Below are 24,568 nucleotides of genomic sequence, written 5' to 3' on the forward strand. Positions count from 1 at the left end.
GATCGACGAAATGGCGAGAACTTCTCGCACTTTCGCGCCCAAACGTGGGTTTGGGCGATGGGAGTCAGTCTTCGTAGACCTTCGGGTCCAGCGTGCCGATGTAGGGCAGGTCCCGGTAGCGCTCGGCGTAGTCCAGGCCGTAGCCGACGACGAACTCGTTGGGGATGTCGAAGCCGACGTACTCGATCTCGACGTCCGCGCGCACCGCGTCGGGCTTGCGCAGCAGCGTGCACACCCGCAGCGAGCGGGGGTGGCGCGTCGCGAGGTTGCGCAGCAGCCACGACAGCGTCAGCCCCGAGTCGACGATGTCCTCGACGATCAGCACGTCGCGGTCGTTGATGTCGCGGTCGAGGTCCTTGAGGATGCGCACCACCCCCGACGACGACGTCGACGAGCCGTAGGAGCTGACCGCCATGAACTCGAGCTGGGTGGGCAGCGGGATGGCCCGGGCCAGGTCCGTGACGAACATGACCGCGCCCTTGAGCACGGTGATCAGCAGCAGGTCCTGACCACCCGCGCCGGGCGTCGGGTAGTCGGCGGCGATCAGCTCTGCGAGTTCGGCGGTCTTGGAGCGGATCTGCTCCTCGGACAGCAACACCGACTTGATGTCGCCGGGATACATTTCCGCAGCATGCGCAGGCACGCCCTAGAGCGTAGCGGTGCTCAGTCGGCCACCGGCTCGCGGTAGAGCGTCAGCGCACCGCCGCGCCGGCCCGCGAACAACCGCTGCCGCGGCACCGGGCTCGGCACGGCCACTCCGCCCTGCCCGCGCCACGCGGTGACCAGTGCGTCGACCGCCCGGATCTGCCCGTCGGTCAGGCCGGCGGCGCCGCCGGCCAGCAGCCAGCTCCGGATCACCCGGCGCCGCACCGCGCCCGGCAGCGCGGTGAGCGACGCGACCGGCAGCTCGGCACCGGGTTCCAGGCCGGCGGTGAGGTCGCCCGCGAGGCCGTCGAGCGCGTCGTTGTCCTCGCGCAGCGCGGTCGCGGTGCGGGCCAGCGCCTCGGCGACCCCGCCGCCGAGGACGTCGTCGAGCAGCGGCAGCACCTCGCTGCGCAACCGCACCCGGGTGTAGCGCGGGTCGGTGTTGTGCGGGTCCTGCCACGGTGTCAGCGCCAACTCGGCGCACGCGGCGTGGGTGACGCTGCGCCGCACCCCCAGCAGCGGCCGGCACCACGGCGGATCGTGCGGCCGCATCCCCGCGATCGAGCGGGCGCCCGATCCGCGGCCCAGGCCGAGCAGCACCGTCTCGGCCTGGTCGTCGAGCGTGTGCCCCAGCAGCACCGGCGCGCCCGCCCGGGCCTGGTCGAGCGCGGCGTAGCGCGCCGTCCGGGCCGCCGCCTCCGGCCCGCCGTCGGTGCCGACGTCCACGCAGAGCATTTGCGCCGCAACGCATCCCAACGCCAGCGCCTGCTCTCGCGCGGCCTCGGCGACTGCGTGCGAGTCGGGCTGCAGGCGGTGGTCGACGATCAGCGCCGTCGTCGGCCTCAGCGCGGCGGCGACCGCGGTCAGCGCCAGCGAGTCCGGGCCGCCGGACAGCGCGACGCACCAGCGCTCGCCGTCGACCGCGTGCTCCCCGGCGAACCGGGTGAGCGCCGCGCGCAGCTGCGCTACAGCACCCGGTCGATCCATCGCTGCGGCTCGTCGATCTCCGCGGGCAGCGGCAGCGTGTCCGGACCGGTCCAGATCACGTTGAACCGTTCCATGCCCACCGTCGACACCACGCGGTCGACGAACGCCTTGCCCCTGGTGTACTGGTCCATCTTCGCGTCGATGCCGAGCAGCGCACGCAGCAGCCGCTGCAGCGGCGGCTGCCGACGGTGCCTGCGCTGGTCGAACCGCCGCCGGATCGTCGCCACCGAGGGCACCACCGCGGGACCGACCGCATCCATCACGTGGTCGGCGTGACCTTCCAGCAGCGTGCCGAGCACCAGCAGCCGGTCGAGCGCCTCCCGTTGCGCATCCGACTGCACGGCCCGCACCAGCCCGAGGATGCCGGCCGAATTCGGTTCCGCCTCTTGGGTATTGGATCGGCGATCGCGGACGTACTCGGCGAGCCGGCCGACGACCTTGGTCATGTCCTCGGCGCTCTCCTCCGTGAGCACCGCGAGCGCACCGGACATGTGCCCGGCCAGCCAGGGGTTGGCGCGGAACTGGACGCGGTGGGTGACCTCGTGCAGGCACACCCACATCCGGAAGTCGGCGGGGTTCACCCGCAGCTGCCGCTCTACGGCGATCACGTTGGGATACACCAGCAGCAGCTCACCGCCACCGTCACCGAAGGGGTCGTACTGCCCCAGGATCCCCGACGACACGAACGCCAGCACCGCACCGGTCTGCACGCCGGCGATACGCCCGCTGACGGCACGCGGCTTGGCCGCCGCGTCGCCCCCGCCCGTCATCACCCGCATCGAGTGCGCGGCGGCGCGGATCCAGTCCGGCCGGTTGACGACACGCGCCTCCGGGATCCCCTCGCCCTCGGCGAGGCCGGTCACCTCGCGCACCGGGATCTCCGCCGCGCGCGCCGACTCGGCCAGCTGGGTCACCGCCTGCGTGCGGGTGTAGTCCGTTGCCGGCGGCTCGGGGCGGGCCAGCTTGCCCCCGAACGCGGCGGCCAGGTTCCAGTCCACCGCGTTGCCCACCGAAAAGCCATGCCCGCCACGCTGATTCATGTTCGGCACCCACACGTCCGCAAGGTCGCGGCGAAGGCGTCGAGCGCGGTGCGCCCGCTCGGCCCGGCCTGGTTGGACAGCAGCGCGAACGTCAGCACGCGGCCGCTGGAGTCGGTGACGATACCCGCCAGCGAATTGGTGGCGGTCAGCGATCCGGTCTTGGCGCGTAGATACCCCGCGGCGCCGCGCCCGGCGGCGTCGAGGTAGCGGTTGGACAGCGTGCCGCTGCCGCCGGCGATCGGCAGCAGGTCGACCAGCGGACGCAACCGGGGATGGTCGTCGCCGACTGCGGCGCCCACCACCTCGTCGAGGGTCTCGGCGGTCAGCCGGTCGTCGACCGACAGCCCGCTGGAATCGAGCAGACGCGCCGCGCCGGTGTCGATGCCCGCGTCGTCCAGCGCGCCGAGCACGGCGCCGGCCGCACCGGCGAAGCTCTGCGGGCGGCCCGTCTCGGCGGCGACCTCGCGGCCGGTCGACTCGGCCATCACGTTGTCCGAGGCGTTCATCATGTCGCGCAACCGCTGGATCAGCGGCGGTGACTGCACGGAGGCGATCTCCTTGCCCCGCGCCGCGGACGGCAGCACCGTCACCGTCGCGGGGTCGGCGCCGAGCGCGACGGCCAGCGCGCGGCCGGCGTCGAGCGCCGGGGTGCGGGACCGCCGCGATTCCACCGTGACGGGCTGCGTGCGGCCGCCGTCGAGCATCACCGCCTCCATCGGCGCGATGTCGCCGCCGTCGATGTCGAGCGGATCCCAGCCGGGCGCCATGGTGGGGCCGCTGTAGGCGCTGACGTCGACCTGCACGGTCCTGACCGAGACCCCGCTGCGGCGCACCTGATCCGCCAGGTCGACGATGCGGGCGGCGTCGCGGTACCAGGTGTCAACGCCGCGCGGGGCGGCCGACAGGGTCGGGTCACCACCGCCGACGAGCACCACGACGCCGGGCGAGGTGCTCACCACACGCGTCGTCAACCTGGCGTCCCGATCCAGTGTCAGCAGCGCCGCGGCGGTGGTCAGCAGCTTGTTCGTCGACGCGGGCTGCATCGGCACGTGCGCGCCCTGGGCCCACAGCTCGTCGCCGGTCATCGCGTCGGTGATGCGGCCGGTGAACAGGCCGAGGTTCGGGTCGGCCAGCACCGGTCGGAGCACCGCCGCGAGCCCGGCGGGCGTCGGCGCGTCGGCGGTGTCGGGCACCGGGACCACGCCCGGATCGGCGGTGGCCGGCGCAGGCGCGGGCTTCACGGCCACGGCGTCGGAGGTCTGCCTGCCGACCAGCAGCGCGGCCGCGGCCACGACGACGACCACCAGCACGGCGACCATCGCCCCCACCACCACATAGGTGGACCGTCGCCATCGAGTGGGCCGCATACTTCCCCTGTCCCTCGATCGGTCGAAAGCCACCCCGCTACAGCAGGGTATCGCTCCCGATTAAGGTGATTCCGGCCTGTAGATCGCCCGTCACGCGAAGGAGCCTCCCGGTGCAGTTCGACGTTCTCATCGAGATCCCGAAGGGTTCACGCAACAAGTACGAGGTGGACCACGACAGCGGCAAGGTCAAACTGGACCGCTACCTGTTCACCGCGTTCGGCTACCCGACGGACTACGGCTACATCGAGGACACCCTCGGCGAGGACGGCGATCCGCTGGACGCGCTGGTGCTGCTGCCCGAGCCGGTGTTCCCCGGCTGCATCGTCGAGGCGCGCCCGGTCGGCATGTTCCGGATGACCGACGAGAAGGGCGGCGACGACAAGGTGCTGTGCGTGCTCGCCGATCCGCGGTGGGACCACATCCAGGACATCGGCGACGTGTCGGACTTCGAGCTCGACGCGATCAAGCACTTCTTCGTGCACTACAAGGACCTCGAGCCGGGCAAGTTCGTCAAGGCCGCCGACTGGGTGGGCCGCGAGGAGGCCGAGGCCGAGGTGAACCGGTCGGTCGAGAGGTTCAAGACCGAGGGGCACTGAGTTACCTGGCGAGATCCACTTTTTGCGACAGAAGTACGAGTACGTCGCTGCAAAAAGTGGATTTCGAGGCGCGATCCCGCGGGAATTAGCGTGGCCGTAACACGGCGTAACGCCCGCGTGCCCTGAAGGTTCGATCATGGCGGTGTGCTGCTGCATCAGGGGATCGGGCTGGAGGCATTCAATACGATGCCGATGCGCCGCGCCGTGCACGCGGTCTACGAATGCTGCTCCAGCGTCCCGCTGGCCGCCGACCTGGCCCGGCAACGCCCGTTCGACAGTCACGACCAGCTGTTCCGCTGCGCCGACTCGCTGCTGTTCGCCCTCGCCGAGGATTCGATCGACTCGATCCTGCAGGCGTACCCGGACGTGGGGCGGCGCCCAGGCAGCGAGAAGTGCAAGGCCGAGCAGTGCGCGATCAGCGACGAGCGCCCGGAGATGATGGCCGAGCTGGCCGCCGCGTCCAAGGCCTATCTCGACCATTTCGGGTTCGGCTTCGTGATGTTCGTCAACGGCTACCGTGCCGACGACGTGCTCGCCACGATGCGCGACCGGATGCTCAACGACTACGAGACCGAACGCAAGATCGTGCGCAACGAACTCGCCCGGATCAACCGCACCCGGCTGGAACGCATGCTCGGCCCGGAGGGCGGCTACGACAACTGGTGACCGCCTAGGCTCGGCCCATGACTGGTGCCGTGCAGGGTCGGTGGGACGGGCGGTTCGACCGTCTCGCCGAGGCGCTGGCCGAGGAGCTCGCCTCAGGTGAGGAGCTCGGCGCCTCGATCGCGGTCGACCTCGACGGCGAGCTCGTCGCCGACCTGTGGGGTGGGTACGCCGATCGCACGAAAACCGTTGATTGGCAACAGGATACGATCGTCAACTTCTGGTCGTGCACCAAGACGCTGACCGCGCTGGCGGCGCTGATCCTCGTCGACCGCGGCGCGCTCGACCCCTTCGCCCCGGTCGCGTCGTACTGGCCGGAGTTCGCCGCCCACGGCAAGGACGCGATAGAGGTGCGCCACCTGCTCTCCCACACCTCCGGGGTGTCGGGGTGGCAGGTGCCCTTCGACGTCGAGCAGATCTACGACTGGGACGGAGCGACGGCCCATCTGGCCAACCAGGCGCCTTGGTGGCCGCCGGGCACCGCGTCGGGCTACCACGCCATGAACTACGGCCACCTGATCGGCGAGCTCGTCCGCCGGATCACCGGTGTCACGCTGAAGGACTTCGTGCGCGACGAGATCGCGGGGCCGCTGGGCGCCGACGTCCAGATCGGGGCGCGCGAGGCCGACGAGCCGCGGATCGCGCAGTTGGTCGCACCGCCGCCGCGCGACCGCGGGCTCGACCGGCTCCCCGCGGATCACCCCGCGGTCCAGACGTTCGCGGCCTTCCCTCCCGGCGCCTACGGCGTCGCGGTCGCCGAGACCGCGCGGTGGCGCCACGCCGACATCGGCGGCGCCAACGGGCACGGCAACGCGCGCGGCCTCGTCACCGCGCTACGGCCGATCTCCCTGGGCGGCGGCGTCGACGGCGTGCGCCTGCTGTCCCCCGGCACCGTCGACCTGATCTTCGCCGAGCAGTCCCACGGTATCGACCTGGTGCTCGGTGTGCCGCTGCGCTTCGGCATCGGCTTCGGGCTGTCCACCCCGGAGAGCGTCCGTGCGGTGCCCGCCGGCCGGGTCTGCTGGTGGGGCGGCTGGGGCGGCTCGCTGGTGGTGATGGACCTCGACCGACGGGCGACGTTCGCCTACGTCATGAACAAGATGGGGCAGGGCACGACGGGCACCGACCGCTCACAGCGGTACGCGCGGCTGATCGACGAGGCGCTTCAGGACGCGCGAGCCTGATCGCGCGACGCGAGCCCGCGCAACACGTCGCGCCCGATCCGGCCGAGGTCCTGACGGTCCGACGCCGCGATCAGCGTCACCCCGTCGGCCACCCCCGCCGACTCGATGTCCCCGATGAGGCCCACCAGCCCGGCGACGGTCCCGGCGTACCGGATCGTGTCGCCGGCGTCGGCGCTGTCGCCGGCGTCGAACGCACTGCGCGCCGACCGGAAGTCGCCGGCAACGGCGACGGTCACGTCCAGGATGACCGCGAGGTCCTCCGGACCCGACCGGATGCGGGCTCGGACCCGTCGCGCGCGCTGCAGGTCGGGCGCCGCCACCCGGATGATCGGCTGGTGGCCGTCGGTGAGCTCGCGCACACCCGCGTCGTCGGAGAGGAAAAGCCGCACCCGGCCACGCTAGCCAGCCCCGATACCCAAGGCACCCGTTGCGATCAGCGCGAGCACAACGGAATGTTTCAGCGCGTCGTGTCCGCCGCCGGGTCGGCGTTCTCCTGCTGCGCCTCGTCCTCGCCCTTGCGCATGTCGTGCACCCGCGTCTTGTAGAGGCTCGCCGCCGTCGTGATCAGCAGCGTCACCACGATGACGCCCAGCGAGGCCAGCGTCGGGATCTCCGGCACCGGCACGGGCTCGCCGCCGTTGATGAACGGCAGCTCGTTCTCGTGCAGCGCGTGCAGCAGCAGCTTCACGCCGATGAAGCCGAGGATGAACGCCAACCCCTGCGACAGGTAGACCAGCCGCTTGAGCAGGTCGCCGAGCAGGAAGTACAGCTGCCGCAGGCCCATCAGCGCGAACACGTTGGCGGCGAACACCAGGTAGGGCTCGCGGGTCAAGCCGTAGATCGCGGGGATCGAGTCGAGCGCGAACAACAGGTCGGTGGTGCCCAGCGCGACGATGACCAGGAACATCGGCGTCATCAGCCGCGAGCCGTTCTCCTTCACCCACAGCTTCAGGCCGTCCCAGGTGTCGGTGAACTTGAGGTGCTTCTGCGCGAACCGCACCACGCCGTTCTCGGCGTCGTCGTCGTGGTCGGTGTCGCGGACCAGCTTCAGCGCCGTGTACACCAGGAACGCACCGAACAGGTAGAACACCCAGCTGAACTGCTCGATGGCCACCGCGCCGAGCGCGATGAAGATGCCGCGGAAGATCAGCGCCAGGATGATGCCGACGAGCAGCGCCTGCTGCTGGTAGACCCGCGGCACCTTGAAGCTGGCCATGATGATCAAGAAGATGAACAGGTTGTCGACCGACAGGCTGTATTCGGTGAGCCAGCCGGCGAAGAACTCGACGCCGTACTGACTGCCGTGGAAGAACCAGGTCCATATCCCGAACGCGATGGCCAGGCCGACGTAGACGGTCAGCGCGGTTCCCGTCTCGCGGCGGGACGGCTCGTGGGGGCGGCGCCCGATCACGATCACATCGAAGAGCAGGATCGCGATGGTCACGCTGAGCGTGATGCCCCACTCGAGTGCACTGACGTTCATCAAACCTCCGGTCGTCGTTCAACGCCGGAGGTCTCTTCCACCGCCTCCGTCACCGGTGGTCGGCCCACAGCACCGGTCGTCCGGTCACGGACGACGTGATGACGACGCTGTGGCGAAGGAATACTCCCCTCCAAGCCGGTCATTCTGCCAGTCGGGCCGCCGACACGCGAAATCGAAGGCCACCCGACGGCGAGAAGCGGCTTCGCGCAGTGAGTAGTTTGTACCCGTGACAGCAGCGGATCCAACCTCCGAGATCCCCGGTCAATATCTGCTGTCCTCCCTGGCTCCGCAGCCACGCACGCTGATCGACATCCTCTACGAGACCGCGCGGCGCTACCCCGATGCGACCGCGCTCGACGACGGCACCGTGCAGCTCACCTACGCCGAGCTGATCGCCGACGTCGAGGACAGCGTGGCCTGGCTCGCGGCGCGCGGGATCGGCCGCGGGGACCGCATCGGGATCCGGATGCCGTCGGGCAGCTACGCGCTCTACGTCGCGATCCTGGCGACGCTGGCCACCGGCGCGGCGTACGTCCCGGTCGACGCCGACGACCCGCCCGAGCGCGCCGAGCTGGTGTTCACCGAGGCCGACGTCGTCGCCGTGATCACCGAGCGGGGGCTGGTCCGCGGGCCCGGCTCCTCGCGCGGCTGGCGCGCGACGGCCCCCCTGAGCCGCGACGACGCGTGGATCATCTTCACGTCGGGCTCGACCGGCACCCCGAAGGGGGTCGCGGTCACCCACCGCAACGCGGCGGCGTTCGTCGACGCCGAGGCCGAGATGTTCCTGCAGGGCAATCCGCTCGGCCCGGGAGACCGGGTGCTGGCCGGTCTGTCGGTGGCGTTCGACGCGTCGTGCGAGGAGATGTGGCTGGCCTGGCGGCACGGCGCCTGCCTGGTGCCGGCGCCGCGGTCGCTGGTGCGCAGCGGCATGGACCTGGGGCCGTGGCTGGTGTCGCGCGACATCACCGTGGTGTCGACGGTGCCGACGCTGGCGTCGCTGTGGCCGGCCGAGGCGCTGGAGGCGGTGCGTCTGCTGATCTTCGGCGGCGAGGCGTGCCCGCCGGAGCTGGCCGAGCGGCTGGCAGTCGAGGGCCGCGAGGTCTGGAACACCTACGGCCCGACCGAGGCGACGGTGGTGGCCTGCGCGGCCCGGTTGACGGGCAGCGGCCCGGTGAGCATCGGGCTGCCGCTGGCCGGCTGGGACCTGGCCGTCGTCGACGCCGCGGGCAACCCGGTGCAGATCGGCGAGGTCGGCGAGCTCGTCATCGGCGGGGTGGGGCTGGCGCGCTACCTCGACCCGGAGAAGGACGCCGAGAAGTACGCCGCAATGCCGACGTTGGCCTGGAGCCGCGCCTACCGCAGCGGTGACCTGGTCCGGCTGGAACCTGACGGTCTGTATTTCGTCGGACGGGCCGACGACCAGGTGAAGGTCGGCGGCCGGCGGATCGAGCTGGGCGAGGTGGACACCGCGCTGGTCCACCTGCCCGGGGTGAGCGGGGGCGCCGCCGCGGTGCGCCGCACGGCCGGCGGAACGCCGCTGCTGGTCGGCTACGTCGTGGTCGCACCCGGGGCCGCCTTCGATCTGCACGCGGCCCGGTCCCGGCTGGCCGAGTCGCTGCCCGCGGCGCTGGTGCCGCGGCTGGTCGTCGTCGACGAGCTGCCGACCCGCACGTCGGGCAAGGTGGACCGCGACGCGCTGCCGTGGCCGGTCGGCCCGGCCGAAGATGACGCCGCCGACCTCGGCGGCACGCTGGGCTGGCTGGCCGGGCTGTGGCGCGAGGTGCTGGCCGCCCAGATCGACGGTCCAGAGGCCGACTTCTTCGCCCTCGGTGGCGGCTCGCTGTCAGCGGCCCAGCTGATCGCCGCGCTGCGGCAGCGCTACCCGCAGGTGACGGTCGCCGACCTGTATGACCATCCGCGGCTCGGCTCGCTGGCCGGCTACCTCGAGGAACTGGAGCCGCCGCCGGCCGTCGAGACCCGGGAGGTCAAGCCGGTCTCGCGCCTGACCCAGGCGGTGCAGGTGGCGCTGACGGTCCCGTTGGCGACGCTGACCGGCATGCAGTGGGTGGTGTGGCTGGCGATCGCGAACAACGTCGCCGCCGAACTCGCCCTGGTGCCGTGGGCGTGGCCGCTCAGCTGGTGGTGGATCCTCGCCGGGTTCATCTTGTTCGTCACGCCGCCCGGCCGGATGGGCATCGCGGTGCTGGGCGCCCGCATCCTCGCCGGCACACTCCAGCCCGGCACCTACCGGCGCGGCGGCTCGGTGCACCTGCGGGTGTGGCTGGCCGAACGCCTCGCCGAGGCCAGCGGCGCCGAGAACATGGCCGGTGCGCCGTGGCTGGTGTATTACGCACGGGCCCTGGGCAATTCGGTGGGAACCGGGGTCGATCTGCATTCCGCGCCGCCGGTGACGGGGATGCTGACGCTCGGGCACCGGTGCTCCATCGAACCCGAGGTCGACCTGACCGGGCACTGGATCGACGGGGACCAGTTCCACCTCGGGCCGATCACCGTCGGCAACGACGCCACCATCGGCGCGCGCACGACGCTGCTGCCCGGCGCGGTGGTCGGCAAGAACGCCGACGTGGCGCCCGGCTCCGGCGTGGTCGGAAAGGTCAAGAACCGGCAGTACTGGAAGGGCTCACCGGCGGTGAAGTCCGGTAAGGCCAAGCACCCGTGGCCAGACCACCGCCCGCCCCGGTCCCCGTTCTGGGTCGCGGTGTACGGCGCGACGTCGGTGCTGCTGGGCGCGCTGCCTTTGGCGGCGCTGGCGGTGGGTCTGGCGGTGGTCGCCTGGGGTGTGCGCGGGACGGCGACCCTGGGCGAGGCGGTGCTGCCCGCACTGCTGTGGAGCATCCCGGCCACCGCGGCGGCGCTCGTGGTGTACGCGGCGCTGACGGTGCTCGGCGTCCGGCTGCTGTCGCTGGGTCTGCGCGAGGGCTATCACCCCGTCCGCAGCCGGTCGGGCTGGCAGCTGTGGGCCACCGAACGGCTGATGGACGGCGCCCGCAACTACCTGTTCCCGATCTACGCGGGCCTGCTGACGCCGTGGTGGCTGCGCCTGCTGGGCGCCCGGATCGGCAAGGGCACCGAGATCTCCACCGCGCTGCTGATCCCGAAGTTCACCGTCGTCGAGGACAGCGCGTTCCTGGCCGACGACACCATGGTGGCCTCTTACGAACTGGGCGGCGGCTGGATCCACGTCGCGCGCGCGACGGTCGGCAAGCGGGCGTTCCTCGGCAACTCGGGGATCACCCAGCCGGGCCGCCGGGTGCCCGACGACGGCCTGGTGGCGGTGCTGTCGGCGACGCCGCACAAAGCCAAGGCGGGATCGTCGTGGCTGGGCAGCCCGCCGAGGCGGCTGCGGCGGCAGCCGACCGCGGCCGACGCCCTGCGCACGTTCCATCCCTCGGCGCGGCTGCGGGCGTTGCGCGCCACCGTCGAGACGTTCCGGTTCGTGCCCGTCGTCGTCACATTCGCGATCGGCGTCGGCGTGCTGCTGGCCGTGCAGGCCCTGGCGCTGACACTCGGCTGGCTGGGCGCCGCATGCCTGACCGGACTGGTGCTGCTGGCCGCCGGGGCGGTGGCCGGCGGGATCGCGGTGCTGGCGAAATGGCTTCTGGTGGGCCGGATCACCGCGATCGAACATCCGCTGTGGTCGTCATTCGTGTGGCGCAACGAGGTGTCGGACACGTTCGTCGAGACCGTCGCGGCGCCGTGGTTCGCCCGGGCCGCTACGGGTACCCCGGTGATGAATGTGTGGCTGCGCGCCCTGGGCGCCGAGATCGGACGCGGGGTGTGGTGTGAGACGTACTGGCTTCCCGAGGCCGACCTGGTGACCCTCGGCGACGGCGCGACGGTCAACCGCGGGTGCGTGGTGCAGACCCATCTGTTCCACGACCGGATCATGCGGATGGACACCGTCGTGCTCGAGCGCGGAGCCACCCTCGGACCGCACTGCGTGGCGCTGCCGGCCGCGCGGATCGGCGCCGGGGCCACCGTCGGGCCGGCGTCTCTGGTGGTGCGTGGCGACGAGGTGCCGGCCTCGACCCGCTGGCAGGGCAATCCGATCGCACCGTGGCTGCCCTCGCGCAAGAAGCGCGACGACGCTCCGGGCCCGAAGACGAAGAAGCCCGCGGCCGCGTGAGAGCCCGTAAACGGGTGGCCAAGAAGGGGTCGCCGCCCGTCATCGATCCGTACCTGCCCGCCACCGGCAACTTCGGCTACCGGGTGTCCCGCTACGAACTCGACCTGGAGTACAAGGTCGCGATCAACCGGCTGGCCGGGGCCGCCACGATAACCGCGGTCACGCTCGCCGAACTGCAGACCTTCACGCTCGACCTCTCCGCGGCGCTGTCGGTCTCGAAGGTCACGGTGAACGGCAAGCGGCCGGCGCACTTCCGCACCTCGGGGGCCAAGCTGCACATCAGCCTGGCCGACCGGTTGCCCGCGGGCGCGGCGATGACGATCGCGGTGCGCTATGGCGGCACGCCGCGTCCGATCCGATCCCTGTGGGGCGAAGTGGGTTTCGAGGAGCTCACCGAGGGCGTGCTGGTGGCCGGGCAGCCCAACGGGGCGTCGTCGTGGTTCCCGTGCGACGACCATCCGAGCGCCAAGGCCAGCTTCCGCATCCAGATCAGCACGGAGAGTCCGTATCTCGCGCTGGCCAACGGCAAGCTGCTGAACCGCCGGGTGCGCGCGGGGATGACGACGTGGGTCTACGAACAGCCCGAACCCACCTCGACGTACCTGATCACGCTGCAGATCGGGATGTACGAGCGCCACCGCCTGGCCAAGAACGGCGTCGAGATCCACGCCGTGGCGCCCGAGCGGCTGCGCCGGGAGATCGACCACGACTTCGGCCGCCAGGGCCAGATGATGAAGCTGTTCGTCAAACTGTTCGGCCCGTATCCGCTCGAGTCCGGCTACACCGTGGTGGTGACCGACGACGACCTCGAGATTCCCCTTGAGGCGCAGGGTATTTCGATCTTCGGCGCGAACCACTGCGACGGCGAGCGCGGCGCCGAGCGGTTGATCGCCCACGAGCTGGCCCACCAGTGGTTCGGCAACTCGGTGACCGTGCAACGGTGGCGCCACATCTGGCTGCACGAGGGTTTCGCCTGCTACGCCGAATGGCTGTGGTCCGAACACTGCGGGGAACGCAGTGCCGACGAACTCGCCCGGCATTATCACCAGCGGCTGAAGAGCTCCGCGCACGATCTGGTGCTCGCCGATCCCGGACCACGGGACATGTTCGACGACCGCGTCTACAAGCGCGGCGCGCTGACTCTGCACGTGCTGCGGAAACGGCTGGGCGACAAGGACTTCTTCGCGCTGCTCAAGGAGTGGACCACGCGCTACCGGCACGCCAGCGTGGTGACCGACGACTTCATCGGGCTGGCGGCCCGCTACGCCGACGAGTCGCTGCGACCGCTGTGGGCGGCGTGGCTGTACTCGACCGACGTCCCGCCGCTGGACCCCCCGTCGTGACCGACGCCGCGGCGGGTCCGGGCGCGGTCACGCGGGGCAGCGTCGTGCGGGTCGGCGCGGCGACGGCGGTGTCCGCGCTGTGCGGATACGCCGTGCTCTATCTCGCCGCGCGCGATCTCGAACCCGCCGGCTTCTCGATCTTCGGCGTGTTCTGGGGAGCGTTCGGGCTGGCCAGCGGCGCTGCGTTCGGGTTGTTGCAGGAGACCACCCGTGAGGTCCGTCAGGCTGCTTCCGGGGATGATGCCGGGCCGCGCACCCGGCCGGTGCGGGTCGCGATCGGCGTCGGCATCGTCGCGGCCGTGGTGATCGCCGCCACCTCGCCGCTGTGGGCGGGACACGTCTTCGCCGACGCCCGCCTGCTCAGCGTCATCCTGCTGGCCGCCGGGCTGGCGGGATTCTGCCTGCACACCACGCTGCTGGGGCTGCTCGCCGGGCTGGACCGGTGGTCGGAGTACGGGGCGCTGATGGTGGCCGACGCGCTGTTGCGCGTGGCGGTCGCGGCGGGCAGTTTCCTGCTGGGCTGGGGGCTGGGCGGCTACCTGTGGGCGACCGTGGCCGGCTCGATCGGCTGGTTGCTGATGCTGGCCGCGTCGCCGGTCACCCGCGCCGCGGCGCGGCTGTCCACGCCCGGCGGCACGGTGACGTTCCTGCGCGGCGCGGGCCACTCGATCGCGGCCGCCGGCGCCAGCGCGGTGCTGGTGATGGGTTTCCCGGTGCTGCTCAAGGCCACCTCGGGCGATCTCGGCGCGGCGGGCGGTGTGGTGATCCTGGCCGTCACGCTGACCCGCGCCCCGCTGCTGGTGCCGTTGACCGCGATGCAGGGCAATCTCATCGCGCACTTCGTCGACCAGCGTGCGCACCGGCTGCGGGCGCTGATCACCCCGGCCGCCGTCGTCGTGGCGCTGGGCGTGATCGGGGTGGCGCTGGCCGCCGCGTTCGGACCGTGGCTGCTGCGCGAGGGCTTCGGCGACGACTACGTCGCCGACGGCGCGCTGCTGGGGTGGCTGACCGCGGCGGCGGTGGCGATCGCGCTGCTGACGCTCACCGGGGCGGCCGCCGTGGCCGCCGCGCTGCACCGCGCCTACGCGGTCGGGTGGATGTCGGCGACGGTCGCCTCGGCGTTGCTGCTGGCCCTGCCGCTGGACCTGGAGGTGCGCACGGTCGTCGCGCTGCTGTGCGGACCTCTGCTCGGCATCGCCGTGCACCTGGCCGCCCTTGCCAGAATTCCGACCGCCTGAGCGTGTACTTTGTTGCGCATCGACACCTCGGACATGCGCTACCGCGACGTGTGGGTCGTCATCCCGGCCTACCACGAAGCGACCGTCATCGGCGACGTCATCACTGACGTGCGCTCGGTGTTCGCCAACGTCGTCTGTGTCGACGACGGCAGCGAGGACGGCACCGGGGACGCGGCCCTGCGGGCCGGCGCGCACGTGGTCACCCATCCGGTGAATCTCGGGCAGGGCGCGGCGATCCAGACCGGGGTGGAGTACGCCCGCCGCCGGCCCGGCGCCGAGGTGTTCGCCACGTTCGACGCCGACGGGCAGCACCGAGTCGCCGACGTGGTGACGATGATCGAGCGGCTGCGCGCCGGCGACGTCGATCTCGTGGTGGGCACCCGGTTCGCCGGTGCCGCCACGCAGACGCCGCTGCTGAAGCGGTGGGTGCTCAAGACCGTGGCGCGGGTGAGCCCGCGCAACCGCGAGCTCGGTCTGACCGACGCGCACAACGGACTGCGGGTGTTCGGCCGGCGCGTCGCCGACGAGCTCGACCTCACGATCAGCGGCATGGGGCACGCCGGCGAGTTCATCGCGCTGGCACACGAAAGGCATTGGCGGGTGGCCGAAGTGCCCGTCGACATCCTCTACACCGACTACTCGAAGGCGAAGGGCCAGCCGCTGCTCAACGGCGTCAACATCGTCTTCGACGGTCTGCTGCGCAGAAGGACGACACGATGAACTGGATCCAGGTGCTGCTGATCGCCTCGGTGCTGGTGCTGCTGGTCTACCTGCTGCGCTCCCGCGGCAGCGCGCGCAGCAAAGCGTGGGTGAAGGTCGGCTACGTGTTGTTCGTGATCGCCGGCATCTACGCGATCCTGCGGCCCGACGACACCACCGTGGTCGCGAATTGGCTTGGTGTGGACCGCGGTACGGATCTGCTGGAGTACGTGCTGATCATCGCGTTCGCGTTCACCACGCTGTCGACCTACATGCGGTTCAAGGACATCGAGCTCAAGTACACCCGGCTGGCGCGCGCGGTGGCGCTGCAGAACGCCCAGGTGCCCGAGCAGTCCTAGCCGTTGGTCCGGAAGTAGTCCACGGTCCGGGCCACCCCGTCGCTCAGCGCGACCGTCGGCCGCCACCCCAGCACCGAACCGGCGCGGCTGTTGTCCAGGCAGGAGCGGCGCACGTCGCCGAGGCGCGGCGGATGGAACTCCGGCTCGTCGGGCGTGCCTGCCGCCCTGGCGATCTCCGAATGCAGTTGCCGCGTCGAGGTTTCCACGCCGGTGCCGATGTTGAACCGCTGCCCTCCCCCGGCCTCGCCGGAGGCGCGCACGAACGCGTCGACGACGTCGTCGACGAACACGTAGTCGCGGGTGTCGCTGCCGTCGCCGAAGATCTTGGTCGGCCGGCCGGCCAGCAGCGCGCGGGAGAAGATCGCGACCACGCCGGCCTCACCGTGCGGGTCCTGGCGCGGACCGTAGACGTTGGCGGGCGCGATGTGGCTGCAGTCCAGGCCATAGAGGTTCCGGAACATGCCGAAGTACACCTCGCCGCACACCTTGCTGGCCGCGTACGGCGACGCCGGGTCGAGCGGGTTGGTCTCGTCGGTGGGGTAGGCCGGCGGCACGCCGTAGATCGATCCGCCCGACGACGTGTGCACCACCTTGCGGACCTCCGCGCGGCGGGCGGCCTCGGCCAGCCGGACGGTGCCGACCACGTTGACGCTGGAATCGAACACCGGCTCGGTGACCGAGCGGCTGACCGAGATCTGCGCGGCGAGATGGAACACCACCTCCGGCTTGACGTCCTCGAGCAGGCCGACGAGGTCGGCCTCGACGATGTCGGCCTTGACGAACTCGAAGTCGTCGGAGCGCTCGGCCTGCCCGAGGTTCTCGCTGCGGCCTGAGCTCAGGTCATCGACACCGACGACGTGGTGCCCGTCCGCGAGCAGCCTGTCGACCAGCGTCGACCCGATGAATCCTGCTGCCCCCGTGACCAGTGTCCGCACGGGGCCACCCTACCGGCGGACTATCAGCGCTCGTCACATACGTACAGTCGAGGCGACATGAAGCCCGACGAGCGCTTGCGCGAGGAGACGACCGGCTGGGTCGCCCGCACCGCCGTCGCGCTGATCGCGCTGCACCTGGTGATCCGGGCGGCACTCGCTTTCGGCGGCTACTTCTACTGGGACGATCTGATACTGGTCGGCCGGGCCGGCACCCAACCGCTGCTGTCGCCGGGCTACCTGTTCGACGACCACGACGGCCACGTGATGCCCGGCGCGTTCCTGGTCGCCGGGACGATCACCCGGCTCGCGCCACTGGAGTGGATCGGGCCGGCGATCAGCCTGGTGGTGCTCGCACTGCTGGCGTCGCTGGCGCTGCTTCGGGCGCTGCACGTGATCCTGGGCCGGCGCCCGGTGCTGCTGATCCCGTTGACGTTCGCGTTGTTCACCCCGCTGGCGCTACCCGGGTACGCGTGGTGGGCGGCCGGACTGAACTCGCTACCGATGCTGGCGGCGCTGGCGTGGGTGTGCGCGGACGCCCTGCTGCTGGTGCGCACCGGGTCGAGGCGCTACGCCGTGACCGGGACCGTGGTGTTCTTCGGGGCGCTGCTGTTCTTCGAGAAGTCGGCGATCGTGCCGTTCGTTGCGTTCGCGGTGGCCGCCCTGCACGGCCATGTCACCGGCGGCGCGACGGTGCGTGAGGTGTGGCGGCGCGGGCGGCTGCTGTGGGTGGCGTGCCTGGTGCTGATCGCCGGCTGGGTCGGCGTCTACGTGGCGGTGGTCGATCAGCAGCGGTGGAGCTTCGACCTGTCGATGACGGCGGATCTGCTGTGGCGCTCGATGACTCACGGCATCGTGCCGGGTCTGATCGGCGGTCCGTGGGACTGGCAGCGCTGGGCGCCGGCCTCGCCATGGGCGACCCCGCCCGCGGTGGTCATGGTGCTGGGCTGGCTCGCCTTGGCCGCGGTGGTCGCGGTGACGCTGCTGCGCAAGCAGCGACTGGGCCCGGTGTGGCTGGCCGCGCTGGCCTATGCGGTGGCCTGCCAGGTGCCGATCTATCTGATGCGTTCCTCGCGGTTCACCGCGCTGGAACTGGCGCAGACCCTGCGCTATCTGCCCGATCTGGTGGTCGTGCTGGCACTGCTGGCCACGGTCGGGCTGTGCGCGCCGAACCGGGACAGAGCGCGGTGGCTCGACACGTCCCGTATGCGGACCGTCGGGATCATCGGCGTCACAGGGCTTTTCGTGGTGAGCAGCCTGTATTCCAGCGCGACGTGCCTGACCAGCTGGCGCGACAACCCCACGAAGGACTACCTGCACACCGCGCAGGCGAGTCTGGCCGCCGCGCACGCCGCGTCAGACGCGCCGATGCTCGACCAGGAGGTCGACCCGCTGGTGCTGCAGCGGGTGGCGTGGCCGGAGAACCTGGCCTCCCACATGTTCGCGTTGCTGGATGATCGTCCCGATTTCGCCTCGGCGACAACGGATCTGCGCATGCTGGACTCCTCGGGCCGGCTGGTCGGCGCGAAGGTGACCTGGGTGCGCAGCATCCGGCAGGGGCCCGATCCGCGATGCGGTTACCTGGTGCAGCCGGACTTCCCGGTGCGGATGCCGCTGGACGGGCCGCTGCTGCCCGCGGACTGGACCGTCGAGATCAACTACCTGGCGAATTCCGACGGATCGTTGATGCTGGCGCTGTCGGAAGGGCCCGAGGTCAAGGTGCCGGTGCGGCCGGGCCTGAACCGGGTGTTCGTCCGGTTGCCCGGAGCCGGGGACGCCATCACCGTGCGAGCGAACACCGCGGCGCTGTCGGTGTGCGTGGCGTCTGGGCCCGTCGGGTTTCTCGCGCCGCGGTAGCGCAGTGCCCAGTGTGCGGTGAGGGCGCGAATCCGCCCCAATTCGCGCCCTGGACGCACACTCGGGGCTGGAGAAAGTGGAGCCGCCTGGGGGAATCGAACCCCCGACCTATTCATTACGAGTGAATCGCTCTACCGACTGAGCTAAGGCGGCACGTCGGGCGGCACCACTCTACGACAGGGCCCGCCCGCGCCCCAAGTCAGCCGCGGAGTGCCTGCCCGACGGTCCCGACCATGGCGTCGACGGCGAACTTCGGCTTGACGTTGACCGCGAGCGCCTCCCGGCATTCGAGCACCGCCTCGATGCACCGCAGCAGCGCCGCGGGCGACGCGTGGGCGGCCATCGCCGAGACCTTGTCGCGCATGTCGGGGTGGTTGGGGGCGACGTCGGCCGCGCCGGAGGACACCAGCAGCGCGTCGCGGAAGTACGTGGCCAGGTCGATGAGCGCCCGGTCCAGCGCGTCGCGCGAGGCCCGCGTCTGACGGGATTTCTGCCGGCGCTCCAGGTCCTTGAGCGCCCCGGCCGCCCCGCGCATCGTGCCCGCAGTGCCCTTGCCGGTGCCGCCGGCGCCCAGTGCGGTGCGCAGCTCCTCGGTCTCGACCTCGTTGCGGTCCTCGGTCAGCGCCCTGGCCTCGGCCTCCGCGGTGGACACCAGCTCCTCGGCCGCGGCGTAGGCCCGCGACGGCGTCGCCGCATCCCGGGCCAGCCCCAGCGCCCGTCGGCGCCGCTCCCGGGCCTGCTCGTCGGTGGCCAGCCGGCGCGCCCGGCCGACATGGCCTCCGCTCACCGACGCCGCCCAGGCCGCCTCGGCCTCCGACAGCCCGTCGGTGTCGACCAGTACCCGTGCGATCGCGTCCACCCCGGGCGTCACCAGCGCGACGTGGCGGCATCGCGAACGCAGCGTGATCGCGATGTCCTCCGGATCCACCGACGGCGCGCACAGCAGGAACACCGTCGACGGCGGCGGCTCCTCCACGACCTTCAGCAACGCATTCGCAGCGCCCTCGGTGAGCCGGTCGGCGTCCTCGATGACGACGATCTGCCAGCGGCCCGTCCCGGGCCGGCGCGACGCGATCTGCACGATCGTGCGCATCGCGTCGACCCCGATCGACAGGCCCTCGGGAATGATGCGGCGCACGTCGGCGTGGGTGCCCGCCATCGTCGTCGTGCAGGCCCGGCACTCCCCGCACCCCGGCACACCGTCCGAGGTGCACTGCAGCGCGGCGGCGAAGCACAGCGCCGCCACCGAGCGCCCCGACCCCGGCGGACCCGTGATCAGCCAGGCGTGCGTCATGGTGCCCACCTCACCGGGAGCCCCATTGTGAGAGGAATCACCGCGGGCTGCCCGCGCAGCAGCGGTGAGCTCCGCCTCGACGGCGTCTTGGCCCACAAGACGCGAGAAAACACCGGCCATCGCGGATAACAGTAATGCTGCGAACCGACACGTCCGTCTCAGACGCCCCGTAGCCGTCAGCTCCGCCCGATACGGTGATCTGGTGGCAGCCGAAGCGATCCAGATGGGGCGAATCAGTGCATTCGTCCGCTGGGTCGCGCGCACACCCTGGCCGGTGTTCACCCTCGGCATGCTGCAGGCCGACATCATCGGGGCCCTGCTGGTGCTCGGGTTCCTGCGCTTCGGGCTACCCCCGGAGGACCGGATCCAGCTGCAGGACCTGCCCACCTACAACCTGTCGATCTTCCTGGGCTACCTGTTCGTGTCGTTCACCGTGGCGTCGTACCTGACGCTGCGGATGCTGATCCCGGTGATGCGCTGGCAGCGCCGCGACATGCTGCTCGGCGACCGGGACCCCGCGGACACCGAGGTCGCCCGCATGCGGGCGCTGCGGATGCCGTTCTACCGCTCGGTGATCAGCGCGACGAACTGGTTGCTCGGATCGGTGGTGTTCATCGTCGCGAGCTGGCCGGTGGCCAGTAAGTCGGCCCCGGTGGTGGCCGTGGCGACGGGTCTGGGGGCCACCGCGACGGCGATCATCGGCTACCTGCAGTCCGAGCGGGTGCTGCGGCCGGTCGCCGTGGCCGCGCTGCGCGGCGGCGTGCCGGAGAAGTTCCACGCCCCCGGCGTCATCCTGCGCCAGGTGCTGACGTGGGTGCTGTCCACCGGGGTGCCGCTGGTGGCGATCCTGCTCGCGCTGGTGGCCAGCAAGTTCGACATCCTCAACGCGCCCGCCGACCGGGTGATCACGACGATCCTGCTGCTGGCGATCGTCGCGCTGGTGATCGGGCTGGCGGGCACCGTGCTGGTCGCCATGTCGATCGCCGACCCGCTGCGCCAGCTGCGCTGGGCGCTCGGGGAGGTGCAGCGCGGCAACTACAACGCCCACATGCAGATCTACGACGCCAGCGAGCTGGGCCTGCTCCAGGCCGGCTTCAACGACATGGTGCGCGACCTCGCCGAACGGCAGCGGCTGCGCGACCTGTTCGGCCGCTACGTGGGCGAGGACGTCGCCCGCCGGGCGCTCGAGCGCGGCACCGAACTCGGCGGCCAGGAACGCGACGTGGCGGTGCTGTTCGTCGACCTGGTCGGGTCGACGCACCTGGCCGCCACCATTCCGGCCGCCGAGGTCGTCAACCTGCTCAACGACTTCTTCCGGGTGGTCGTGGACACCGTCAACAGGCACGGCGGGTTCGTCAACAAGTTCCAGGGCGACGCGGCGCTGGCGATCTTCGGCGCCCCGATCGAACACCCCGACGCGTCCGGGGCGGCGCTGGCTGCCTCGCGGGAGCTGCACGACGAGCTGATCGAGGTGCTCGGCGAGACCGAGTTCGGCATCGGCGTGTCCGCCGGTCGGGCGATCGCCGGCCACATCGGCGCGCAGGCCCGCTTCGAGTACACCGTGATCGGCGACCCGGTCAACGAGGCCGCCCGCCTCACCGAGTTGGCGAAGCTCGAGAAGGGCCACGTGCTGGCATCGGCGATCGCGGTCAGCGAGGCCCTCGACGCGGAGGCGCTGTGCTGGGACGTCGGGGAGACGGTGAACCTGCGCGGTCGCACCGCGCCGACGCAGCTCGCCCGTCCCGTGCACCTGGTGACGCCCGACAGTGTCGAGCGCGAGGTCAGCGGCGACGTGTCGCAGTCGACCCGCTAGGAATCAGGCCTTCTTGGCGGCCTTCTTCGCCGGTGCCTTCTTCGCCGCCGTCTTCTTGGCCGCCTTCTTCGCCGGCGCCTTCTTCTTCACCGGTCCGCGCGCCCGCCGGTCGGCGAGCAGTTCCGAGGCCCGCGCGTCGGTGATCGACGCGACGTCGTCACCCTTGCGCAGGCTGGCGTTGGTCTCGCCGTCGGTGACGTAGGGGCCGAAGCGGCCGTCCTTGATCACCATCGGCTTCTCACTGACCGGGTCGACGCCCAGCTCGCGCAGCGGCGGGGTGGCAGCACCCTGCCGGCCGCGCCGTTTCGGCTCGGCGTAGATCTTCAGAGCCTCGTCGAGGGTGATGTCGAACATCTGCTCCTCGGTGGCCAGCGACCGAGAGTCCGTGCCGCGCTTGAGGTATGGGCCGTAGCGGCCGTTCTGCGCGGTGATCTCCTCGTTGGTGGCCGGGTCGACCCCGACCACGCGGGGCAGCGACAGCAGCTTCAACGCATCCTCGAGCGTCACGGTCTCCAGATCCATGGAGCGCAGCAGTGATCCGGTGCGCGGCTTGGGTCCGGTCGGCTTCTTGCCCTTCTTCGCCGTCGAGCCTGCCTCGCCGTCGTCGGGAGGTTCCGGAAGGACCTCGGTGACGTACGGACCGTAGCGGCCGTCCTTGGCGACGATCTCGTGCCCGGTCTCCGGATCCACGCCGAGCGAGCGACCCTCTTGCGGTGTGGCGAAAAGCTTTTCGACGAGCTCCAGGGTCAGCTCGTCGGGCGTCAGCTCGTCGTTGAGGTTGGCGCGCTGCGGAGTCGGCTCGCCGTCCTCGCCGACGATCATGCGTTCCAGGTAGGGCCCGTTGCGGCCGACGCGGACGTTGACCGCGCGGCCTTCGGCGTCGTCGAACAGCTTGATGGAGTTGACTTCTCGGGCGTCGATCTCCTCGAGGTTGCCGCCCACCAGCTTCTTCAGCCCGCCGGAACGCGCGATAGAGCCGTCCACCCCGTGCTCGCCGCCGAAGTAGAAGTTGTTGAGCCAGTTGGTCCTTCGCTCGTGGCCCGAGGCGATCTCATCGAGTTCGTCTTCCATCGCGGCGGTGAAGTCGTAGTCCACCAACCGCGCGAAGTGCTGCTCCAGCAGCCCGATGACGGCGAACGCGACCCACGACGGGACCAGCGCGCTGCCCTTCTTGTGGACGTAGCCGCGGTCCTGGATCGTCTTGATGATCGAGCTGTAGGTCGACGGCCGGCCGATGCCCAGATCCTCGAGCGCCTTGATCAACGAGGCCTCGGTGTAGCGGGCGGGCGGGCTGGTGGTGTGCCCGTCGGCGGTCAGGTCCCTGGCGTCCACGCGCTGGCCCTGGGTCAGGTTCGGCAGCCGACTCTCGGCGTCGTCGGCCTCGCCACCGGCCTGCTCGTCGAGGCTCTCGACGTAGGCCTTCAGGAATCCGGCGAACGTGATGGTGCGGCCACTGGCGTTGAACACGACCTGCTCGCCACTGGTGGCCTGGCCCGCGATGCGCAGGCTCAGCGTGGTGCCGCGCGCATCGGCCATCTGCGACGCCACCGTGCGCTGCCAGATCAGCTCGTAGAGCCGGAACTCGTCGGTGTCCAGCGCGGCGTGCAGCTGGCCCGGCGTCTGGAACACGTCGCCGGCGGGGCGGATCGCCTCGTGCGCCTCCTGGGCGTTCTTCACCTTGCGGGTGTACTGGCGCGGCGACGGGTGCACGTACTCCTCGCCGTACAGCTGGCGCGCCTGGTTGCGGGCGGCCTCGATGGCCGACTGCGACAGCGTGGTCGAGTCGGTACGCATGTAGGTGATGTAGCCGTTCTCGTACAGCCGCTGCGCGATGCTCATCGTGCGCTCGGAGGAGAACCGCAGCTTGCGGCCCGCCTCCTGCTGCAGCGTCGAGGTCATGAACGGCGGATACGGCCGGCGGGTGTAGGGCTTCTGCTCGACCGAGGCGACCTGCAGCTGCGCGCCACGCAGGCCCGCGGCCAGGGCGTTCGCCCCCGCCTCGTCGAGGACACGGACCTCGTCGGGCTTCCTGAGCCCGCCCAGGGAGTCGAAGTCCCGGCCGGTCGCGACCCGGCGCCCGTCGACGGTGTTCAGCTTGGCCGTGAAGGTCGGCGGACTGGCCTGCGCGTCGGAGACGCTGGCGTCCAGTTCGGCGGTGACGTCCCAGTACCCGGCGCTGCGGAACGCCATCCGCTCGCGTTCGCGCTGGACGATGATGCGCGTCGCGACGGACTGCACCCGGCCGGCCGACAGCTTCGGCGCGACCTTCTTCCACAGCACAGGGCTGACCTCGTAGCCGTAGAGGCGGTCGAGGATGCGGCGCGTCTCCTGGGCGTCGACCAGCGCGTTGTCCAGATCGCGGGGATCTTCGGCGGCGGCGCGGATCGCCGGCTCGGTGATCTCGTGGAACACCATCCGCTTGACGGGGATGCGCGGCTTGAGCGTCTCCAGCAGATGCCACGCGATGGCCTCGCCCTCGCGGTCACCGTCGGTGGCCAGGTAGAGCTCGTCGACGTTCTTGAGCAGGTCCTTCAGCTCGGCGACGGTGCTCTTCTTCTCCGGGCTGATGATGTAGAGCGGCTCGAAGTTGTGCTCGACGTTGACCCCGAGACGGGCCCAGGGCTCGGATTTGTACTTCGCGGGCACGTCGGCCGCATTACGCGGCAGGTCGCGGATGTGTCCGCGGGACGACTCGACGATGTAGTTGGAACCGAGATAACCAGCGATTTTGCGCGCCTTGGTAGGCGACTCGACTATGACGAGCCGCCGCACTCTGCCGTTGCCACCGCGATCGCGGTCTGCGTCAGCCACCTATCCCGTTCACTGTTCTCACTCGTACTACTTCTCTCTCTGTCGCCCTGCAGGCTCGCACGTTCCTGTGCTGCCCCGCTGCGGCAACAGTCAATTTCGCACCCCGGGCG

The 24,568-nt window shown here is 70.9% G+C and carries 19 protein-coding genes and 1 tRNA gene; 10 read left to right on the forward strand and 10 right to left on the reverse strand.

From position 1 onward, the window contains the following. Positions 1 to 64 precede the first annotated feature (64 nt). From hpt to dacB, 4 genes are read right to left on the reverse strand one after another with little or no spacing between them, the layout of a single operon-like run. Positions 65 to 622, reverse strand: coding sequence for a hypoxanthine phosphoribosyltransferase (hpt, locus tag MCHLDSM_RS02310; protein ID WP_172506342.1), 558 nt, complete (start codon positions 620 to 622; stop codon positions 65 to 67). 41 nt (positions 623 to 663) lie between these two features. Next, positions 664 to 1,632 (reverse strand): tRNA lysidine(34) synthetase TilS, encoded by a 969-nt coding sequence (gene tilS, locus MCHLDSM_RS02315; protein WP_048468696.1) that lies wholly within the window; start codon positions 1,630 to 1,632, stop codon positions 664 to 666. Then, positions 1,611 to 2,672, reverse strand: coding sequence for an Rv3626c family coenzyme F420 biosynthesis-associated protein (locus MCHLDSM_RS02320; RefSeq protein ID WP_048468745.1), 1,062 nt, complete (start codon positions 2,670 to 2,672; stop codon positions 1,611 to 1,613). Before MCHLDSM_RS02320 ends, tilS begins: the two co-directional genes overlap by 22 nt. After that, positions 2,669 to 4,039 carry a D-alanyl-D-alanine carboxypeptidase/D-alanyl-D-alanine endopeptidase gene (gene dacB / locus MCHLDSM_RS02325; protein WP_048468697.1) on the reverse strand — a complete coding sequence of 457 codons (1,371 nt, stop codon included), beginning with the start codon at positions 4,037 to 4,039 and terminating at the stop codon, positions 2,669 to 2,671. The genes MCHLDSM_RS02320 and dacB overlap by 4 nt, the downstream gene beginning before the upstream one ends. A 110-nt stretch (positions 4,040 to 4,149) precedes the next feature. Here dacB and MCHLDSM_RS02330 point away from each other — a divergent pair, with 110 nt between their 5' ends. From MCHLDSM_RS02330 to MCHLDSM_RS02340, 3 genes are all read left to right on the forward strand, one after another. Next, positions 4,150 to 4,635 carry an inorganic diphosphatase gene (locus MCHLDSM_RS02330; RefSeq protein WP_048418624.1) on the forward strand — a complete coding sequence of 162 codons (486 nt, stop codon included), beginning with the start codon at positions 4,150 to 4,152 and terminating at the stop codon, positions 4,633 to 4,635. Positions 4,636 to 4,779: 144 nt separating this feature from the next. Further along, positions 4,780 to 5,301, forward strand: coding sequence for a 2-oxo-4-hydroxy-4-carboxy-5-ureidoimidazoline decarboxylase (locus tag MCHLDSM_RS02335; protein ID WP_048468698.1), 522 nt, complete (start codon positions 4,780 to 4,782; stop codon positions 5,299 to 5,301). A 17-nt stretch (positions 5,302 to 5,318) separates the two neighbouring features. Continuing rightward, positions 5,319 to 6,482, forward strand: coding sequence for a serine hydrolase domain-containing protein (locus MCHLDSM_RS02340; RefSeq protein ID WP_048468699.1), 1,164 nt, complete (start codon positions 5,319 to 5,321; stop codon positions 6,480 to 6,482). On the opposite strand, the gene MCHLDSM_RS02345 is transcribed toward MCHLDSM_RS02340, so the two are convergent. Further along, entirely contained in the window at positions 6,464 to 6,871 is a 408-nt protein-coding gene (locus MCHLDSM_RS02345) for a hypothetical protein (protein WP_048468700.1), read from the reverse strand. The two genes, MCHLDSM_RS02340 and MCHLDSM_RS02345, sit on opposite strands and share 19 nt — an antisense overlap. A gap of 68 nt (positions 6,872 to 6,939) precedes the next feature. Then, positions 6,940 to 7,965, reverse strand: coding sequence for a TerC family protein (locus MCHLDSM_RS02350; protein ID WP_048468701.1), 1,026 nt, complete (start codon positions 7,963 to 7,965; stop codon positions 6,940 to 6,942). Between the two features lie 226 nt (positions 7,966 to 8,191). On the opposite strand from MCHLDSM_RS02350, the gene MCHLDSM_RS02355 reads away from it, so the two are divergent. From MCHLDSM_RS02355 to MCHLDSM_RS02375, 5 genes are read left to right on the forward strand one after another with little or no spacing between them, the layout of a single operon-like run. Then, positions 8,192 to 12,112, forward strand: a complete 3,921-nt coding sequence (locus MCHLDSM_RS02355) for a Pls/PosA family non-ribosomal peptide synthetase (protein WP_048468702.1) — start codon at positions 8,192 to 8,194, stop codon at positions 12,110 to 12,112. Continuing rightward, a complete protein-coding gene (locus tag MCHLDSM_RS02360) occupies positions 12,109 to 13,455 on the forward strand; it encodes a M1 family metallopeptidase (RefSeq protein ID WP_234713821.1) in 1,347 nt (448 codons plus the stop codon). The genes MCHLDSM_RS02355 and MCHLDSM_RS02360 overlap by 4 nt, the downstream gene beginning before the upstream one ends. After that, the gene (locus tag MCHLDSM_RS02365; RefSeq protein ID WP_048468704.1) at positions 13,452 to 14,693 is read left to right on the forward strand and encodes a polysaccharide biosynthesis protein; all 1,242 of its coding nucleotides are present in this window, start codon (positions 13,452 to 13,454) and stop codon (positions 14,691 to 14,693) included. The genes MCHLDSM_RS02360 and MCHLDSM_RS02365 overlap by 4 nt, the downstream gene beginning before the upstream one ends. Before the next feature lie 33 nt (positions 14,694 to 14,726). After that, entirely contained in the window at positions 14,727 to 15,413 is a 687-nt protein-coding gene (locus tag MCHLDSM_RS02370; protein WP_048468705.1) for a polyprenyl-phospho-N-acetylgalactosaminyl synthase PpgS, read from the forward strand. After that, complete coding sequence (locus MCHLDSM_RS02375; protein ID WP_048468706.1) at positions 15,410 to 15,751, forward strand: DUF2304 domain-containing protein; 342 nt, start codon at positions 15,410 to 15,412, stop codon at positions 15,749 to 15,751. Before MCHLDSM_RS02370 ends, MCHLDSM_RS02375 begins: the two co-directional genes overlap by 4 nt. On the opposite strand, the gene MCHLDSM_RS02380 is transcribed toward MCHLDSM_RS02375, so the two are convergent. Further along, positions 15,748 to 16,686: a GDP-mannose 4,6-dehydratase gene (locus tag MCHLDSM_RS02380; protein ID WP_048468707.1), complete on the reverse strand. Its 939-nt coding sequence runs from the start codon at positions 16,684 to 16,686 to the stop codon at positions 15,748 to 15,750. The two genes, MCHLDSM_RS02375 and MCHLDSM_RS02380, sit on opposite strands and share 4 nt — an antisense overlap. Before the next feature lie 57 nt (positions 16,687 to 16,743). Between MCHLDSM_RS02380 and MCHLDSM_RS02385 the strand changes: the two genes are divergently transcribed. Beyond that, the gene (locus tag MCHLDSM_RS02385; RefSeq protein WP_201780353.1) at positions 16,744 to 18,540 is read left to right on the forward strand and encodes a hypothetical protein; all 1,797 of its coding nucleotides are present in this window, start codon (positions 16,744 to 16,746) and stop codon (positions 18,538 to 18,540) included. 77 nt (positions 18,541 to 18,617) lie between these two features. Here MCHLDSM_RS02385 and MCHLDSM_RS02390 read toward each other — a convergent pair. Together MCHLDSM_RS02390 and MCHLDSM_RS02395 are read right to left on the reverse strand one after the other, a co-directional pair. Further along, positions 18,618 to 18,693 (reverse strand) — tRNA-Thr (locus MCHLDSM_RS02390). 46 nt (positions 18,694 to 18,739) lie between these two features. Next, the gene (locus tag MCHLDSM_RS02395; protein WP_048468708.1) at positions 18,740 to 19,954 is read right to left on the reverse strand and encodes a DNA polymerase III subunit delta'; all 1,215 of its coding nucleotides are present in this window, start codon (positions 19,952 to 19,954) and stop codon (positions 18,740 to 18,742) included. 82 nt (positions 19,955 to 20,036) lie between these two features. Here MCHLDSM_RS02395 and MCHLDSM_RS02400 point away from each other — a divergent pair, with 82 nt between their 5' ends. After that, a complete protein-coding gene (locus MCHLDSM_RS02400) occupies positions 20,037 to 21,647 on the forward strand; it encodes an adenylate/guanylate cyclase domain-containing protein (RefSeq protein WP_048468709.1) in 1,611 nt (536 codons plus the stop codon). 3 nt (positions 21,648 to 21,650) lie between these two features. On the opposite strand, the gene topA is transcribed toward MCHLDSM_RS02400, so the two are convergent. Further along, positions 21,651 to 24,458 carry a type I DNA topoisomerase gene (topA, locus tag MCHLDSM_RS02405; protein ID WP_048468710.1) on the reverse strand — a complete coding sequence of 936 codons (2,808 nt, stop codon included), beginning with the start codon at positions 24,456 to 24,458 and terminating at the stop codon, positions 21,651 to 21,653. Positions 24,459 to 24,568 lie beyond the last annotated feature (110 nt).

This window comes from Mycolicibacterium chlorophenolicum, from assembly GCF_001044235.1.
GTDB lineage: Bacteria > Actinomycetota > Actinomycetes > Mycobacteriales > Mycobacteriaceae > Mycobacterium > Mycobacterium chlorophenolicum.

Excerpts from the sequence above, each read along its gene's own strand:
- MCHLDSM_RS02320 (WP_048468745.1), bottom strand. The coding sequence starts at position 2,672 with ATGAATCAGCGTGGCGGGCATGGCTTTTCGGTGGGCAACGCGGTGGAC.
- tilS (WP_048468696.1), bottom strand. The coding sequence starts at position 1,632 with ATGGATCGACCGGGTGCTGTAGCGCAGCTGCGCGCGGCGCTCACCCGG.
- MCHLDSM_RS02385 (WP_201780353.1), top strand. The coding sequence starts at position 16,744 with ATGAAGCCCGACGAGCGCTTGCGCGAGGAGACGACCGGCTGGGTCGCC.
- MCHLDSM_RS02395 (WP_048468708.1), bottom strand. The coding sequence starts at position 19,954 with ATGGCCGGTGTTTTCTCGCGTCTTGTGGGCCAAGACGCCGTCGAGGCG.
- hpt (WP_172506342.1), bottom strand. The coding sequence starts at position 622 with ATGTATCCCGGCGACATCAAGTCGGTGTTGCTGTCCGAGGAGCAGATC.
- MCHLDSM_RS02375 (WP_048468706.1), top strand. The coding sequence starts at position 15,410 with ATGAACTGGATCCAGGTGCTGCTGATCGCCTCGGTGCTGGTGCTGCTG.
- dacB (WP_048468697.1), bottom strand. The coding sequence starts at position 4,039 with ATGCGGCCCACTCGATGGCGACGGTCCACCTATGTGGTGGTGGGGGCG.
- MCHLDSM_RS02370 (WP_048468705.1), top strand. The coding sequence starts at position 14,727 with ATGCGCTACCGCGACGTGTGGGTCGTCATCCCGGCCTACCACGAAGCG.
- MCHLDSM_RS02350 (WP_048468701.1), bottom strand. The coding sequence starts at position 7,965 with ATGAACGTCAGTGCACTCGAGTGGGGCATCACGCTCAGCGTGACCATC.
- MCHLDSM_RS02340 (WP_048468699.1), top strand. The coding sequence starts at position 5,319 with ATGACTGGTGCCGTGCAGGGTCGGTGGGACGGGCGGTTCGACCGTCTC.